The sequence below is a fragment of the Arcticibacter sp. genome (assembly GCF_053551015.1).
Map to the genome: position 1 here is coordinate 63,541 of NZ_JBMQOB010000017.1, position 16,704 is coordinate 80,244.

General features: G+C 43.4%; 15 protein-coding genes and 1 other RNA gene. 8 read left to right on the forward strand and 8 right to left on the reverse strand.

Features of this window, described 5'->3' with window-relative positions; all coding sequences use genetic code 11:
- Positions 1–6: 6 nt before the first annotated feature.
- On the forward strand, positions 7–2,070 hold the full coding sequence (locus ACO1NU_RS11560) for an LTA synthase family protein (protein ID WP_448818643.1): 2,064 nt from the start codon (positions 7–9) through the stop codon (positions 2,068–2,070).
- Positions 2,071–2,151: 81 nt separating this feature from the next.
- Here ACO1NU_RS11560 and aroQ read toward each other — a convergent pair whose 3' ends face one another.
- The gene (gene aroQ / locus ACO1NU_RS11565) at positions 2,152–2,568 is read right to left on the reverse strand and encodes a type II 3-dehydroquinate dehydratase (RefSeq protein ID WP_448818644.1); all 417 of its coding nucleotides are present in this window, start codon (positions 2,566–2,568) and stop codon (positions 2,152–2,154) included.
- Positions 2,569–2,688: 120 nt separating this feature from the next.
- Here aroQ and xerD point away from each other — a divergent pair, with 120 nt between their 5' ends.
- The gene (gene xerD, locus ACO1NU_RS11570; protein WP_448818645.1) at positions 2,689–3,585 is read left to right on the forward strand and encodes a site-specific tyrosine recombinase XerD; all 897 of its coding nucleotides are present in this window, start codon (positions 2,689–2,691) and stop codon (positions 3,583–3,585) included.
- Between the two features lies 1 nt (position 3,586).
- Here the strand turns inward: xerD and ACO1NU_RS11575 are convergent, their stop codons facing one another.
- On the reverse strand, positions 3,587–4,897 hold the full coding sequence (locus ACO1NU_RS11575) for a nicotinamide mononucleotide adenylyltransferase (protein WP_448818646.1): 1,311 nt from the start codon (positions 4,895–4,897) through the stop codon (positions 3,587–3,589).
- 144 nt (positions 4,898–5,041) lie between these two features.
- On the opposite strand from ACO1NU_RS11575, the gene ACO1NU_RS11580 reads away from it, so the two are divergent.
- A complete protein-coding gene (locus ACO1NU_RS11580; RefSeq protein WP_448818647.1) occupies positions 5,042–5,467 on the forward strand; it encodes an acyl-CoA thioesterase in 426 nt (141 codons plus the stop codon).
- Here ACO1NU_RS11580 and folB read toward each other — a convergent pair whose 3' ends face one another.
- On the reverse strand, positions 5,468–5,839 hold the full coding sequence (gene folB / locus ACO1NU_RS11585; protein ID WP_448818648.1) for a dihydroneopterin aldolase: 372 nt from the start codon (positions 5,837–5,839) through the stop codon (positions 5,468–5,470).
- A 96-nt stretch (positions 5,840–5,935) separates the two neighbouring features.
- Between folB and ACO1NU_RS11590 the strand changes: the two genes are divergently transcribed.
- The 4 genes from ACO1NU_RS11590 (at position 5,936) to ACO1NU_RS11605 (ending at position 8,902) form a co-directional block, all read left to right on the forward strand.
- On the forward strand, positions 5,936–6,574 hold the full coding sequence (locus tag ACO1NU_RS11590; protein ID WP_448818649.1) for an SCO family protein: 639 nt from the start codon (positions 5,936–5,938) through the stop codon (positions 6,572–6,574).
- On the forward strand, positions 6,567–7,010 hold the full coding sequence (locus ACO1NU_RS11595; RefSeq protein WP_448818650.1) for a c-type cytochrome: 444 nt from the start codon (positions 6,567–6,569) through the stop codon (positions 7,008–7,010). Before ACO1NU_RS11590 ends, ACO1NU_RS11595 begins: the two co-directional genes overlap by 8 nt.
- A gap of 9 nt (positions 7,011–7,019) precedes the next feature.
- Positions 7,020–7,391, forward strand: an RNA gene (rnpB, locus tag ACO1NU_RS11600) — RNase P RNA component class A.
- A 122-nt stretch (positions 7,392–7,513) separates the two neighbouring features.
- The gene (locus tag ACO1NU_RS11605) at positions 7,514–8,902 is read left to right on the forward strand and encodes a sigma-54-dependent transcriptional regulator (protein WP_448818651.1); all 1,389 of its coding nucleotides are present in this window, start codon (positions 7,514–7,516) and stop codon (positions 8,900–8,902) included.
- Between the two features lie 2 nt (positions 8,903–8,904).
- Here ACO1NU_RS11605 and ACO1NU_RS11610 read toward each other — a convergent pair whose 3' ends face one another.
- On the reverse strand, positions 8,905–10,689 hold the full coding sequence (locus tag ACO1NU_RS11610; protein WP_448818652.1) for a chloride channel protein: 1,785 nt from the start codon (positions 10,687–10,689) through the stop codon (positions 8,905–8,907).
- 74 nt (positions 10,690–10,763) lie between these two features.
- Between ACO1NU_RS11610 and ACO1NU_RS11615 the strand changes: the two genes are divergently transcribed.
- Positions 10,764–11,297, forward strand: a complete 534-nt coding sequence (locus ACO1NU_RS11615) for a DUF6580 family putative transport protein (protein ID WP_448818653.1) — start codon at positions 10,764–10,766, stop codon at positions 11,295–11,297.
- Here the strand turns inward: ACO1NU_RS11615 and ACO1NU_RS11620 are convergent.
- From ACO1NU_RS11620 to adhE, 4 genes are all read right to left on the reverse strand, one after another.
- Positions 11,294–12,541, reverse strand: a complete 1,248-nt coding sequence (locus tag ACO1NU_RS11620) for a glutamate-5-semialdehyde dehydrogenase (RefSeq protein WP_448818654.1) — start codon at positions 12,539–12,541, stop codon at positions 11,294–11,296. The two genes, ACO1NU_RS11615 and ACO1NU_RS11620, sit on opposite strands and share 4 nt — an antisense overlap.
- A 4-nt stretch (positions 12,542–12,545) precedes the next feature.
- Complete coding sequence (gene proB, locus ACO1NU_RS11625) at positions 12,546–13,631, reverse strand: glutamate 5-kinase (RefSeq protein ID WP_448818655.1); 1,086 nt, start codon at positions 13,629–13,631, stop codon at positions 12,546–12,548.
- A 24-nt stretch (positions 13,632–13,655) separates the two neighbouring features.
- Positions 13,656–13,850 carry a hypothetical protein gene (locus ACO1NU_RS11630; protein WP_448818656.1) on the reverse strand — a complete coding sequence of 65 codons (195 nt, stop codon included), beginning with the start codon at positions 13,848–13,850 and terminating at the stop codon, positions 13,656–13,658.
- 160 nt (positions 13,851–14,010) lie between these two features.
- Positions 14,011–16,644, reverse strand: coding sequence for a bifunctional acetaldehyde-CoA/alcohol dehydrogenase (gene adhE, locus ACO1NU_RS11635; RefSeq protein WP_448818657.1), 2,634 nt, complete (start codon positions 16,642–16,644; stop codon positions 14,011–14,013).
- Positions 16,645–16,704: the final 60 nt, after the last annotated feature.

The window sequence follows — 16,704 nt, forward strand, 5'->3', positions numbered from 1 at the left end:
CTAACAATGAGAAAGAGGTTTGAACATTTCTACAACAACGTTTACAAGATTTTCTGTATCTACATATTCCAGCTTTTATTATTCACCTGCTTTCGAATATCCTTCATTGTACGCCTCCACAATACTGATATCTTCAGCATGCCTGTAGACACAGCGAAGGCCTTTTTCAGAGGATTTCAGTTTGACACAATGGTGATCAGCTACAGCCTTGTTATTCCATTCTGCTTGTTCCTCAGTTTTATCTTCGTATCATCAACGAAGTACCGGTCTTTCATCGAAAAGTTTGTCTGGGCATATTGTGGCATTTCTGTTGGCCTCTTCATGCTGGTCTTATTTATTGATCAATATTTCTACAACTATTTTCAATCTCACATTAACATTTTGATATTCGGGCTCATCGACGATGACACAAAAGCGGTAATGACCTCGGTGTGGTCAGACTATCCTATTCTGAGGATCTTCCTGCTATGTTCATCCATCTTGTCCGCTTACGCCTTTTATGCTAAACGCTTGTATAGAAAGAGACACTTCAGCCTGAAAATGCCTCTATGGGCAAATATCAGTGCGTCACTGGCCATTGTAGGAATCCTTGTTCTTGGCATCAGACAGTCGCTGAGCACTTTTCCCCTGCAATCTCATGACACATCAGTTTCAACCAGCAAATCAATCAATTTCCTTGCGACTAACGGAGTTTATGCGCTGAAAACTGCTTTTTCTGAACGTAACAAAGCAGACGATATCCAGCGATCCTCGCTCAGCCTTGTTCATGAAATGGGCTATGACAATATTCGGGCAGCCGCTAAGGATTACTTTTCAGAAAAAGACCTGCCCGCTGACTTGACTGAGGAAAGCGCAATCAGGAACCTGTTTTCCACAACGCCGAAAAACGCTTATTTGGCGAGAAATAAACCCAATGTTATATTTCTCTTTATGGAAAGTATGAGCAATTACAATATGATGCTCAACTCCGGGGATGTTGACGTGATGGGGAGACTGAAACCGCATTTCGGGTCTGATGTGGTGTTCAGAAATTTTGTTTCCAGCGGCAACTCGACGGTTCAGAGCCTCGAATTTCTCCTTACGAACAGCCCTATAGCATTAACTCAGTCGCGCTATAGGTTTCAACCTCTTCCTACTGGTACAGCACAGCCGTTTAAACGTGCGGGTTTTGAAACGATCTTCGTTACCGGGGGAGAAACCTCGTGGAGGAATATACATGAGCTCGCTCCGAACCAGGGTTTTGATAAGCTCTTCGGAAGAGAGGATATCTATAAGGAAATTCAACATTCTACAGGAAATCATTGGGGCGCCTATGACGAATACTTATTCGAATACGTCTTCAGGAAGTTATCAGCTGATCAGGACCGTCCCAAGTTCATGTTTATCCAGACAACGAGCAATCATACACCATTCGACCTGCCAGCTACTTACAAGCCTCTGCCCATAGAATTGCCGGCAGATGTTAAGAAGCGGCTTTTAGTTGAAGAAAGTCTGGCGATAAAGAACTTAAACTGTTTACAGTACTCTAATGATTGCCTGGGGGCATTTCTGGATAAGCTTAAACATTCACCTCTTGCAAGTAACACGATTGTAGTAGCTACCGGAGATCATAACAACCTGATGTTGTTTGACTTTGATGAAACGGGGCAGCTCTCACAAAGGGGCGTCCCCTTGTATATGTATATTCCGAAACGATATAGCCCGCAATTCAGTGTGGACACTAGCAGGTATGGCTCGCATAAAGACATATTTCCCACCATTTATAACTTGGCGCTGTCTGAAGCTAAATACTTCAACATGGGGGAAAATTTGCTTAGGGAAGACAATAAGAAGGGATTTTATGGCGTAAATCTAGGCTCGTTTACTGCCTATTCCGCGGATGCTGCGGTTAACTACTCGCCATCGTCTGTGCTATACCGGTCTGAAAACAAGCTCCTGAAAAGGGATAGTACTTGCTCAGCAGCTCATAAGCTGCTGAAGCAGGCACGTGCAAGCTATGCGATGTCGGTGTTTACCATACTTAAATCACTTAAAGTGTCTGACACTCGAGGGTCTGGAAAACAGATATAAACGCAGGGATTAAGAGTATGCTCTGTTAGCTGCGCTTGCTGAGCTGTTCCACTCTCCTGGCATTTGGATTCCTAAAGGCTGCTATCGAATAAAGCTCTGAATAGCGAGTCTATAGCTGTTGAGACCGAATCCGGCAATAACACCGACGCAGTTTTTGGCCAGATATGAGTGGTGTCTGATCGGCTCCCTTGCATGAACATTTGAGATATGAACTTCTACCACGGGAGTCGTCACCGCAGCTATTGCATCAGCAATTGCCAGAGACGTATGTGTATATGCACCCGCATTTAAGATAATTCCATCAGATTCAAAACCGATTTCGTGTATCTTATCGATGATCTCTCCCTCTGAATTGCTTTGAAAGTACTCAAGCTGAATCTCCGGGAAGAGTTTCTGCAGGCTTGCAAAAAATGGTTCGAAGCTCTCATCTCCATAGATTGATTTTTCTCTTTTCCCAAGCAGATTTAAGTTGGGACCATTTATGACATGTAAATTCACTGTTCAGTATTTTCAGTTAATGTTAAACGATTTGATTGAATTGATCATCTTTGAACACTCAAAATAGTTTGAGATTGTTCAAACATACTAGTTTAATTTGAACATGTCATATATTAAAGTATGAACTGGAGTACATTGCTGACTGGTTTCAAATCTTACCTCCTGCTTGAAAGAGGTATGTCTCAAAATACAATTGAAGCCTATATCAGAGACATTGGTAAACTGCAATCCTTCTGTGACAGTACGGGGGGACATCTGCCCGGATCTGTTAGCACAGATGATCTCAGGCTGTTCTTAGGCTGGCTGAATGAATTGGGTATGCTCGCTTCCTCGCAGGCCAGAGTACTCTCTGCCATAAAAACCTTTTATCAGTATCTGGTGATGGAAACAGGTCTTGAACATAATCCAGCAGCCTTAATGGAAGGCCCCCGCTTGAGCCGCAACATACCCGATACCTTGAGCGTTCCGGAGATACAAGCACTCATAAATGCGATTGATCATTCCAAATCTGAGGGAATGCGCAACAGGGCAATCCTGGAAGTCATGTATGGCTGTGGACTTCGTGTTTCTGAGTTGATCACCCTAAAGCGTTCCGACTTATTTCTGGATATTGAATATATAAAGGTAATTGGCAAAGGCGACAAACAACGTCTGGTTCCTATAGGTGGCGAAGCCATCAAATATCTGAACATATATCTAAATGAATCCAGAATTCATCAGTCGGTAAAACCCGGCTTTGAAGACTATGTTTTTTTAAACAGACGCGGAAGCCCTTTAAGCCGGGTGATGATCTTTTTGATAATCAAAGACCTCGCGAAAAAAATCGGACTGAGAAAGGATGTCAGTCCCCATACCTTTCGTCATTCTTTCGCAACACACCTTATTGAAGGCGGAGCAGACCTTCGTGCCGTGCAGGATATGCTTGGTCACGAGAGCATTACCACTACTGAAATCTACACGCATTTGGACAAAGCTTACCTGAAAGACATGATCCGGCAGTACCATCCAAGGAGCTAAATCAGACCGTTTTAACATCCTTCTTATCGTAGCTTTCGATGTCTGTTATATAATTATTGAGAATTAAGAAATCGTATAAGGGTTTTGCCTGGTAGCTTACAGGCATGTTCTGAGTAGTGATAATCTCGTTAGTTACTTTATTCAGATAGGGGTACGCGTAAAGTTTTACGTTCTTGCTGAACAAGTCGCTTACGTAGCTTAAAAGCTCGTCCGTGTAGTTCTCACCGTATTTGGCTGAATCAAAGATCCTTCTCAGGTTGGCAATGTTTGTAGATATCCCTACGCTGCTCGGCTTACATTTAGAAAGGTACTGGGCCAGCTTGTGGTTGCGCGAGAAGTGAGATACAATCACGTGATTTCCCGTTGCACAAAGTTCTTCTGCCCTCTTCGCGAATTCCTCGAGATCCTCTCTGTTGATCTCCTTTTTTTCATCAAACATATTGGACATCAACACTTCGATCAGCACAACCAGATTTGAGCCATCAATTCCCTGAGTTCTTTTAAATTGTTCAACGGCACGATTGAAGAGGTCGAAGTTAGGTGTTGACTTCTGTCGGAACTTCGTGCGGAGGATCATGATATTCTTTTTATACAACAGGTCTTTCGACTGCTGAACCTCTGCCGATCTGTCGAAAATAGCTGCGCTTGAGAAGCCCTTAGCGATCAGATACAAATTGACAAGCCGGTCGTTCGCGTTCTGAAATACAGGACCTCGTAAGTTGATCAGGTCGATCTCTACAGATCCAATTGATAGATTGTCAACAAGTGATTCAATCATTGTTTGAACATCGCCGTTCAGGAAAAAGGCTGCATATACGAGATTCACACCGATCACTCCCAAAACATTTTGCTGTAAGCTGGCATCACTGTCGAGCAGGCGAATGTGTAATATAATTTCGTTAGCTTTTCCGTGGGGCTCAGATTGAAAACGAATCCCTACCCAGCCATGAGGCTCATTGGTCTTGCTGTAGTTAAGTGTGGTAACCGTATTAGCAAATGAAAAGAAACACCGCTGATCGTAGGTCAGCCCCTCGAGTCTTTCAGTAAGCAGGTCGAACTCATGGGTTAGCATCTTGAGCAATCTCGATTTGCTGACGTAGCGTCCGGACTCTTCAGCTCCATAGATTTCGTTACTGAATACCATGTCGTATGCGGACATCGTTTTAGCTATTGTGCCCGAAGCGGCCCCTGCTGTGAAAAAGTTGCGCGCAACCTCCTGGCCTGCCCCAATCTCAGCAAATGTGCCATAGATATTAGGATTCAAATTAATCTTTAGTGCCTTTCTCTTGGTTTCGGGTATTTCTCTGAGCATGTGCAAAACTAACTTTTTGATTCAGTAGAAGCAAAATCAATTCTTTTATACTTCTGGGCTTAGTAACAAACAAAACGTTCCTGAATAAAGTTTAGACAAATACATCGCGTCCCTTGCAGGACAGTGAGACTAATCCCGTGATACATGAACTTCGATTCTTATAATTTTAAAACCTATATTCCAATCCGGTTTGGAGACCTGAACGCATTTGGCGTAGTAAACAATGATGTGTTTCTTACCTATTTTGAAATTGCTCACTCCGGCTATTGGAAGCAGATTGTAAATTGGCGCAGTAACACAAGAGGAATTATCATAGCCAAAGCTGAGGTGAATTATAAGAAACCCGTCAGGTATGGGGATGAGCTCTACGCCAACGTAAGGATATCAAAACTAGGAAATTGCAGTTTCACCGTGGAATACATCTTAACGATCAAAACACCTCAGGGCGAGGAGATTTGCACGACGGGTAAAACGGTGTGCATATTCTTTAATTACGAAAAGAACAGACCTGAACGAATCCCTGAAATACAGCGCCAGAAGATGATTGACTTTGAAGCTTTGGCGTATTGATTATTCTTGTCGTCTATAAATGAGCTCAACTTTTGAATTCTTGATCTGACCGGGAAGAGGTAATGACAGTTTGGTAATGCTAACCTGTATCATATCTAGAAATGGAAACTCCTCTTTAATTCGTAAGAGGATGGAATGACTCACCTTCTCGAGCAACTTTCTGGTTATTTTCATTTCTTCTGATACGATCTCGAACAGGCGACCATAATTCACGGTTAGATCCAGATCGTCCGAATCGTCATCTTCACTCACCATTTCCGTGAGGACATCAACAAGGAAGGGAGTTCCCAGTATTTGCTCCTCCGGATAGTATCCGTGGTGAGCAAAGATCCTTACGCCCTCCAGACTTATCCTTTTTACAATTGCAGCCATGTAACAAAGATATACTTTCGGGCACGAAGCAGTAAAGAAACACGCGTTTACTATCAATTTCTTGTATTCCAATGTGCTAAGAAGTAGATTTGCAGCATGAATATTCGCTTAATTACCCCTTTTGCAATGCTCTTGCTTTTATCCTGCAACAAAGCCGCTGAAAAACTTCCTATCCTCGGTAACCGGGAGGCGGTCACGCGCGTGGTTGATGGCAAGACTGTTACAGATACGCTATATCAGACTGTTCCGGATTTTAGCTTTGTAAATCAGGATAATAAAACAGTATCGAAGAGCGACTTTAAGAACAAGATCTATGTTGCAGATTTCTTCTTCACATCCTGCCCTTCTATATGCCCGGTAATGCATCGCAATATGTTGAAGGTATATGACAAATTCAAGAATAACGAACAGGTCAAAATAGCTTCCCATACGATTGATTACAAATATGATACCCCGGAAAAGTTGAAGGAGTATGCAACCAAGCTGGGTGTAGAGGGCACACAGTGGGAATTTTTAAGAGGTGGCAGAGATTCCGTCTATACGCTTGCTGAAAAAAGCTATCTGGTGGCTGTAAATGAGGATTCGAATGCCCCAGGGGGATATATCCATCAAGGATGGTTTATCCTGGTAGACAAACAAGGCCGTTTAAGAGGTGCTTACGACGGGACAAATGAAGACCAGGTCTCTAAGCTGATGAACGACATGGATATTTTACTCAAAGAAAGTGATGAGTAAGCTCAACTTTGTCTGCCTCATCTTCAGTATCGTAGCCTGCTGCAGCGTATTTTATGCATGCCAGTCTGAAAATGATCTGAACTACGCCCGGTACTATACGAACGGGAAAAGGCTGTATGACACACATTGCCAGAACTGCCACGGAGGCGACGGGAAGGGGCTTGGGAAACTTATCCCTCCGCTTACGGATACGGTTTTCTTGAAGGCACACAAGCAGAAACTTGCCTGTTGGATAAAATATGGCACAAGCGACACGATGCTGGTTAACCATATTGTCTATTCATCAAATATGCCTGCAAACGCGAACCTCCCCGACATTGACATCGCAGCTCTGGTCACGTATGTAACCAACACCTTCGGAAATAAACAGGGTTTGTACGACGTAAATGATGCATCAGCTCATCTTAAAAAGTGTATTATCAGCAATAAACGCTAACTTCGCTGCGGTTGATCCATCGCCGGGTATTTTGTACCAGGAGGAAAGTCCGGGCAACGCAGAGCATCTTGCTTCCTAACGGGAAGGGCACATCTATCGATGTGTACGGAAAGTGCCACAGAAAATAAACTACCTGCCAGTCTGACTGTCAGGAAAAGGTGAAAACGTGAGGTAAGAGCTCACGGCTTTGTATGGTGACATACATCGCGGTAAACCCCAGGAGTTGAAAGACCAAATATGCTGGCGAATAAGGCTGCTCGTCTTAGTTTTGCCCCAGGCAAATGCACCAGTGGGTAGGTCGTTTGATCATATCAGCAATGATATGGCTAGATAAATGATGGAATCCCCATAGGGAAACAGAACCCGGCTTACAAACCTTTTACAAAGCTGTCTTATTCAGACAGCTTTGTGTTTTTATGATCGCTCCAATTAAAAACTGTATATAATTGTATACATTCGCAAAAACAAAATCCATCTTCTTGTGTTCGAAAAACTAGAACATTATGGCTAAAATTCTAATTGTTGACGACGAACGTGCTATCCGTAATACATTACGGGAGATACTTGAATATGAAGATTACGAAGTCGAAGATGTCGATAATGGCATCGATGGGCTAGCCTTGATTCAAAAGCAGAATTTCGATCTGGTACTCTGCGATATCAAGATGAACAAAATGGATGGGATGGAAGTCCTTTCAGAAGGACTTGCTGTAAAACCCGACCTTCCGTTTATCATGATTTCCGGTCACGGTACTATCGAGACTGCAGTAGAAGCCAGCAAGAAGGGCGCATACGACTTCATCTCCAAACCACCAGACCTGAATCGTTTACTTATCACTGTACGAAACGCGCTTGAAAGAGGAAATTTGGTCACTGAGACTAAAGTACTTAAGCGAAGAGTTAGTAAGGTAAGAGAGATTCTGGGCAATTCGCCGGCTATTTCAAAAATTAAGGATACTATTGACAGGGTTGCTCCTACCGAGGCCCGTGTATTAATTACGGGAGCTAATGGTAGCGGGAAGGAGCTTGTAGCGAGATGGCTTCATGAAAAGTCGAACAGGTCTACTGGCCCGATAATCGAGGTAAACTGTGCTGCAATCCCTTCTGAGTTGATTGAAAGCGAACTTTTCGGACATGAAAAAGGATCTTTCACCTCAGCTGTAAAACAACGTATCGGAAAGTTCGAGCAGGCTAACGGAGGTACCCTATTTTTGGATGAGATTGGTGATATGAGCCATTCTGCTCAGGCAAAGGTGCTGCGTGCTCTTCAGGAAAGCAAGATTACTCGCGTCGGCGGGGAAAAGGAAATTGAAGTAAACGTAAGAGTTGTTGCTGCTACGAATAAAGACCTTCTGAAAGAAATTGAAATGAATAACTTCAGAATGGACCTTTATCACCGGTTGAGTGTGATTCTTATCCATGTACCTCCCCTTTCCGAGCGAAAAGAAGATATATCCATACTGGCAGAAAGCTTCTGCAACGAGATTTGTTCAGAGTACGGAATGCCGGTCAAGAAGTTCAGCGATGGTGCTATTGATGCGTTGAAAGCATTACCGTGGACAGGAAATATCAGAGAGCTCCGTAACATGGTTGAACGATTGATCATCCTGAGTGAGAAAACGATAACAGAGAATGATGTCCGTACATTCGCTAATCCTTCCGGATCTCAGGAATCCATGCCATCAGCCAGTTCACCAGCTGCAGGCCCTCAGGTAAACTTCGATCAATATGCAAGCTTCCAGGAATATAAAGACCAGTCAGAAAAAGAATACATTAAGTATAAGCTCCAAAAAAACAATTGGAACGTTTCGAAGACAGCTGATGACATAGATATTCAAAGGAGTCACCTATACAGCAAAATTGAGAAATACGGTCTTAAGAGATCGGAATAGTATTAGTCCAAATATGCCGCTTGTCGCACCAGCAACGAGCGGTATTTATTAAATACTGCGGATTTAGAAATAAAGCCTAAATATTCGCCCTCTGCGTTAACAACGGGCAGGATCCATACATCCTGCTTATCCATCTTTTCCATCACAGCCTGCATACTCTCGGTGGAATAGACTACAGCAGGTGCCTGCTCATAGAGTTCACTGATCCGGACGTCATCTTTTTTGTTCACAAGCAAATCAAATAAGGCCCCGCTATAAATCAATCCCAGAAACTTCCTGTTCTTATCAACAACCGGAAAAATGTTCCTTTTAGATTGCAATATGTCTGCACTTCTTTGTTGTGGTGTTTCGTCGGGATGAAGCTCAACAAACCCTTTTTCAATCAAATATTTCAGTTTCATCATCCGAAGTACAATCCCGTCCTTGTCTTCATGACTAAGCAATTCGCCTTTTTCTGCAAGCGCCTTCGTGTATATGGAATGTTTTAAACTGGCTTTACTGATAAAATAGGATATCGCACTGACGATCATAAGAGGCACCATTAAGACATATCCACCTGTTATCTCAGCGATAAGAAATATACCGGTTAAAGGTGCATGCATGATACCGCTCAAGGCGGCAGCCATACCAGCAACTATAAAGTTTGAAATATTCAGTTGAATAAGACCTGTTTGGTTGATCCCATAGGAGAAAAGAAAACCAGCAAGCCCTCCCAGGATTATACTGGGCCCGAAAACGCCGCCGTTGCCACCTGCACTCAAAGTGACAAGAGTAGCAAAGGCTTTCGCAAACAAAGCAAATAGAGTAAAAAAGATCAGTATAGCAGGAACATCCGTATATTGGGAAAAGATGCTGTTTCTAAGCAGAATGTTATAGTTTCCTACAAGAAGCTGCTTGATACTGATATACCCTTCCCCGTATAAAGTGGGAAAAATAAAGATCAGAAGTCCAAGGATCAGCCCACCAACTATCGCTCTTGAATAAACGTTCTCTATCTTTTTAAATTTGCCCTTAACCCAGTAGGTAAGTTTTGTAAAGAAAATGGAGAACAAGCCGAGCAAAATAGCGAGAAGCACATAAAAAGCCAGGCCCTTAAATTCCCACCCTTCCGAAATAAATAAGAAGAGCTGTTCCTGATAAAATAACCTCGCTACAACCGACGCGGTAGCTGATGCGATCAACAAGGGTATAAATACCGGAATAGAGAACTCCGGGAGGAGTATTTCGATTGCGAATACGATCCCTGCAAGGGGGCTGTTAAATGCTCCGGCAATCGCAGCTGCAGAACCGCATGCGAGCAACAAGGTAACCTCACGATAATTTAGACCAAGAACCCGCCCGATATTCGATCCGATCGAAGCTCCACTAGTCGCTATAGGCGCTTCCAATCCGGTAGAGCCTCCAAATCCTACCGTCAAAGCACTTGTAATGATCTGCGAATAAATATTATGGAAATCCATTTTACTGGACTTTCTGGAAATGCTATATAGAATTTGTGTCAGTCCGGTCTCGAACTTACGCTTTACAATAAACCTCTTTACATAAATAGTTGAAAGAAGCATGCCCAGCAAAGGAAATCCAAGGTAGAGATAGATTTTGTACTTCCATTGTAGTTCATCCTGAAGAAAAACTTCTATATGATGGGTAAGAAGCTTCAACACGGAAGCTGCCAGGCCCGCGATAATGCCCACAATTACGGCAGCTATAATCAGGAAGTTCCGATTAGAAACATGCTGTTTTCTGTATCTATTTAGATTCTGAACTAATGTGAGGAGCTTTGAATACATTTTTCACGGTCGCCCAAAACTACTAAAAAAACATAAAGCTTTCCGCTTTCAATTTTTCCTTTTAACTTTGAATCATGACAAAAACCGTACTCTCATCCAGATTTCTTGTACTAAGTGGCTTGGTTTTACTTGCTGCATGCACAAGAGCTCTTCCTCTTTATGTTCCTCATATTTGGAACTTTACGGCCGTTGGTGCCCTGGCAATCTTTGCAGGTGCACAGTTTCAGAACAAAGCGACAGCAGTTTTGGTGCCGCTAACTGCTATGGCTATATCTGATAGTTTTCTTGGAAGTGGGTTCAATATAGCGGTCTACATCGGTTTCATCGCTATGGTCCTTTGTGGAATGGTCATTCGAGGTAAAATCACGCCTATGTCTATTGCTCTTTCTTCGGTTGCAGGAGCAGTCTTCTTCTTCCTCATCACAAACTTTGCTTTCCTGTACCCATGGTATCCACATAATTTAAATGGTGTGATTCAGTCATATGTTATGGGATTACCTTTCTTAAGAAACATGATCATAGCGGATGCTATTTATGGCACCATGTTATTCGGCGGTTTCTACCTCCTTGAAAAAGGATTTCCGAAATTAGCAATGGTGAGAGCTTAAGCTCTCACCTGCCCGTTTCCTCTTACTATCCACTTATAACTAGTTAGCTCTTCTAGCCCCATCGGTCCCCTGGCATGTAGTTTTTGAGTGCTTATTCCTATTTCAGCACCTAAGCCAAACTGAGCCCCATCTGTGAAACCTGTAGACGCATTCGAGTAGACCGCCGCGGCGTCGACCTGATTGAAAAATGCATCTATATTAGCCTCATTTTCAGAAAGTATAGCTTCACTGTGCTTTGAACTAAATCGCGCTATATGATCTAATGCTTCTTCCAGGTTTTTCACTATTTTGACGGCAAGCTTATAGTCCAGAAACTCGATTCCGAAATGCTCATCCTCCGCCTGAAATAACAGATTTTCGGGATAGCTATCTTTTAGCTGGTTAAAAGCCTGTTTATCAGCAAAGATCATCACGTTCGACTCACTCAGTTGTCCCAGCAGATAGCTCAGATCTCCGACGCGTTGCTCATGCACTAACAGGCAATCCAGGGCATTGCAGACGCTCACACGCCGTGTCTTGGCGTTGAGTATGATATCCCGGCTCTTTTCCACATCCGCAGACTCATCTACAAAGGTGTGCACAATCCCCGCTCCTGTCTCTATTACAGGAACCCTCGCATTTTCTCTTACATAATTGATCAGGTGCTGACTGCCACGTGGGATAATTACATCCACATAATCAACTGCATTTAGCAAAGCTTCAGTTGCAGTCCTGTCCGGCGGCAGCAAGGTCACCACATTCGTGTCAATTCCATGAACATCAAGAATTCTATGGATCACTGAAATGATGGCTTCGTTGGAAAATGAGGCATCACTTCCACCTTTCAAAACGGCTACATTGCCCGTCTTCAGACAGAGTGAAAACACATCCACAGTAACGTTGGGACGAGCCTCGTAAATCACCCCAACAACCCCCAGAGGCACTCTAACCTTCTTCAGAAGAAGACCATTCGGAAGCTGCTTCTCCGCCAATACGGCCCGCACCGGGCTCTCTAAACTCGAGACATTTCTGAGATCAGCTGCAATATCCTGGATCCTGCCTGACGAGAGTTTCAACCTGTCATACTTCGGGTCGTCTGGACTCATCCTGTCAAGATCCTTTTGATTCTCCCGGATGATAAAATCCGTTTCCGCTACAAGTGCATCAGCCAGATCAAGCAGCACAGCTGAAACCCGCTCCGGAGCAACCATATTCAATGGTCTCGCGGCAGACTTCGCCGCCTCAAAATAACCGTTAAGACTCATATTATTAGTTTTTGGAAATTAAATAGAGATAATCATAATGGACCAGAGCTTTCTGTTTTTTCACCCCGACTCTCTCCCTGGCCTTCTCTGAGCCGTACTCGGCAATGCCCAGACCAATCGGCGTATTATCTTCATCAATGAGTCGGATGATTTCTCCCTTTTTAAACTCCTTTTCTATACTGACGACGCCTACCGGCAGAAGGCTGCTGGCTTTTTCAGATGTTAATGCAAGCTTTGCACCTTCATTTATCTTTACAATACCGGTAGCGTAATTTTCAGAATGTGCGATCCATTTCTTTCTTCCGGAAGCATTCTTCTGAGGAACAAAATAGGTATTTACTACTTCTCCGGATAACAGCCCTGGAATAATATCATTCGTGGTGCCGTTTGCAATATGCACAGCTATTCCCAATCGCGCTACCTTGTGGGCCATATTGGATTTAGTCATCATGCCGCCTCTACCGAATTCAGACTTCTTAGCCGATATAATCTCTGAAAATCCGGTAAATTCCTGATCAATACGCTCTATTACACTGGAACTTTCGTCTTTGGGGTCGCCATTATAGATTCCGTCCACATTGGTTAAAATAATCAGAGCATCAGCATTCAGTTGAGACGCAATTAGTCCCGCCAGCTCATCATTATCTGTAAACATCAGCTCTGTTACGGATATGACGTCATTCTCGTTGACTACAGGAACAACATTATGCTGCAGCAGAATATTAAAACAGTTCTTCATATTCAGATAATGAAGTCTGTCGCGAAAATCCTCCTTCGTAACCAGTACCTGGGCACATACGAGGCCCTTTTTTTCAAACAGTTCAGAGTACTTGTTTATAAGCTTCACCTGTCCGACAGATGCAAGTAACTGTCGGGTTACAACAGCATCAAATTTATCTGAAGCCGAGAGAATGCTCTTTCCTGATGCAACCGCGCCTGAAGAGACAAGAATTACCTCCCGGTTTTGCTCTTTTATCCGGGAAATTTGATCAACCAGATGCTCGATTCTCGTAATATCGGGCAGACCGTTCGACTTTGTAAGGACGTTAGATCCTACTTTAATTACAATACGTTTGTAGTTTAAGCTCATGAGATAGCATAAAACTACAAAATTTTAGGACAAAAATGACTTCATAACGTCCTCGTACCCCTCACTGGTGAAATATACGATCGGCTCTTCAGACTCATGCGATGCATCCATAATTATCTTCGATCCGCCATTACCAGATGGTTCAATCTCAATTATTCTGCTTTTCTCAAAGCGGGTCGGTACATCATCGATAAGAACCATGAAAAAATTGCTCGCCATAATAGTGGATTAAAAGTTAAAGGGGCAATGCTGCCCAATGACTATAAGCAATCGAAGTGACGAAATGTTCACTCTGCATTCAAAACTGTTCGGTCCCGTTACAACGCAAAAAAGCCCTGCTGCTGGCGCAGCGGGGCTTTTCTTCCTTTCGTATTGGTAATTAGGCTATAACTTCTGTCTTAAGCTCGAGCTCTTCCGCTTTTGATTCTTGTTTTCCCTCAAAAGCATTTATATATAATTGTTTCAGTTCACTAATTAGTGGATAGCGAGGGTTCGCACCTGTACATTGATCGTCAAAAGCCTGCTCTGACATAGCATCAAGTGTTGGGTAGAAGGCATTTTCGGAAATACCGTATTCCTTAATTGATGCTGGGATACCCACCTTCGCCTTCAGATCATCAATAGCAGCTATAAGAAGCTCGATTTTCTCTGAATCTGTTTCACCACCCAGGTTCAGATAATCTGCAACCCGTGCATAGCGCCACTTCGCGTTTGGATATTTGTACTGAGGAAACGCAGCCTGCTTTCTTGGATTATCTACAGCATTGAATCTGATCACCTCGGTGATAAGCATTCCATTCGCCACGCCATGCGGTACATGGTGTGTTGCACCCAGTTTATGAGCTAATGAGTGGCAGATACCCAGGAAAGCATTAGCAAACGCCATTCCCGCTACTGTTGCCGCATGCGCCATCTTCTCGCGGGCTTTCACATTTGTCTGACCTTCGTTGTAGGCGTCTGGCAGATACTTAAAGATCAACCTGATTGCTTCAAGAGCCAGACCGTTGGTGTATTCGGATGCGAGTACTGAAACGTACGCCTCCAATGCATGAGTCAGAGCATCTATTCCTGAAGCGGATGTTAGTCCCTTTGGCATCTTCATCATCAGCTCAGCATCTACAATCGCGATGTCTGGAGTGAGTTCATAATCTGCAAGTGGATATTTCAAACCGGATACTTCATCCGTAATAACCGCAAACGGAGTTACCTCTGATCCTGTACCTGCAGATGTTGGAATTGCCACCATCATTGCTTTTTCGCCCATGGTAGGGAAACGATAAACACGTTTCCGGATGTCCATGAAGCGCATTGCCAGATCCTCAAAGCGCACTTCAGGATGCTCATATAATACCCACATAATCTTTGCTGCGTCCATCGGTGAGCCACCTCCTAAAGCGATGATGGTATCAGGCTGGAAGTTGATCATCTCTGCGGCTCCACGTCTTGCTGTTTCCAGTGTTGGATCAGGCTCCACGTCGAAATACACAGTATGTTCTATTCCCAGTTCTTCCAGCACTTTAACTACCGGGTCAATAAAGCCCAGTGTGTAAAGAACCTTATCTGTTACGATAAAGGCTTTTTTACGGCCGAGGTCTTTCAATTCACGCAGGGCTACCGGCATACAACCGTATTTGAAATACACCTTTTCAGGCACCCGGAACCAAAGCATATTTTCTCTCCGGCTAGCCACGCTCTTAACGTTTAACAAGTGCTTCACACCTACGTTTTCAGAAACAGAGTTTCCTCCCCAGCTGCCGCATCCTAAAGTCAGTGAAGGTGACAACTTAAAATTGAATATATCGCCGATCGCTCCCTGTGATGATGGCATGTTCACAATTGTTCTTCCTGTCTTCATTTTTGCGCCGAAAGCTTCGATCCTGTCATGAGATTTTACTTCATCTGTATAAAGTACTGAAGTGTGGCCAAATCCACCCAACTTCACCAAACGAACTGACTTTTCCAGTGCTTCGTCAAAGGTCTTTGCTCTATACATCGCCAGAAGCGGAGACAGTTTTTCGTGTGAGAAGACTTCTGATCTTTCAACAGACTCTACCTCTCCAATAAGTATTTTAGTGAACTCAGGCACGTCAACTCCAGCCATCTTTGCGATTTTGAAAGCAGATTGTCCAACGATACCGGCATTTAAAACGCCATTTACTACAATTACTTTACGTACCTTCTCAGCTTCCTGATCATTCAAGATGTAGGCACCACGATCCTCAAATTCGCGTTTTACCTCTTCATAGATGCTGTCTATAACAATAACAGATTGTTCAGAAGCGCAGATCATGCCATTATCGAAAGTTTTAGACAATAAAATGGAATTTACCGCCATCTTAAGGTGGGCTGTCTCATCGATGATCGCAGGTGTATTTCCCGCACCCACACCGATAGCTGGCTTTCCTGATGAATATGCAGATTTAACCATTCCCGGACCTCCTGTAGCCAAAGTAAGGTCACACTCTGCCATCACAATCTGAGAAAGCTCTACAGAGGGCTCATCGATCCATCCAATGATGTCTTTCGGTGCACCGGCTGCTATAGCGGCTTCCAAAACGATCTTCGCTGCCGCAATAGTTGATTTCTTTGCGCGCGGATGCGGGGAAAAGATAATACCGTTCCTTGTTTTCAAAGCGATCAATGCCTTAAAGATCGCTGTTGATGTTGGATTGGTAGTAGGGACAACAGCTGCGATAACACCTATTGGCTCAGCTATTTTAGTGATGCCAAAAGCTTCATCTGTTTCGATGACACCACAGGTTTTTGTGTCCTTGTATTGATTATAAATGTATTCCGAAGCAAAATGATTTTTGATTACTTTGTCTTCAACAAGCCCCATCCCTGTCTCTTCAACTGCCAGCTTAGCTAACAGAATTCTTGCATTATTTGCAGCCATGGCGGACTGACGAAAGATTTCATCCACTTGCTCCTGACTGTAAGAAGAGTATAACCTTTGGGCTTCTCTAACTCTCTCAATCTTCTGAACAAGCTTTTCTGCATTTGTGGGTTTCATGATATTTACTTTTAATCGTGATTTGATGATATAAAGGTATCCTCAAATCGTCACGAAACC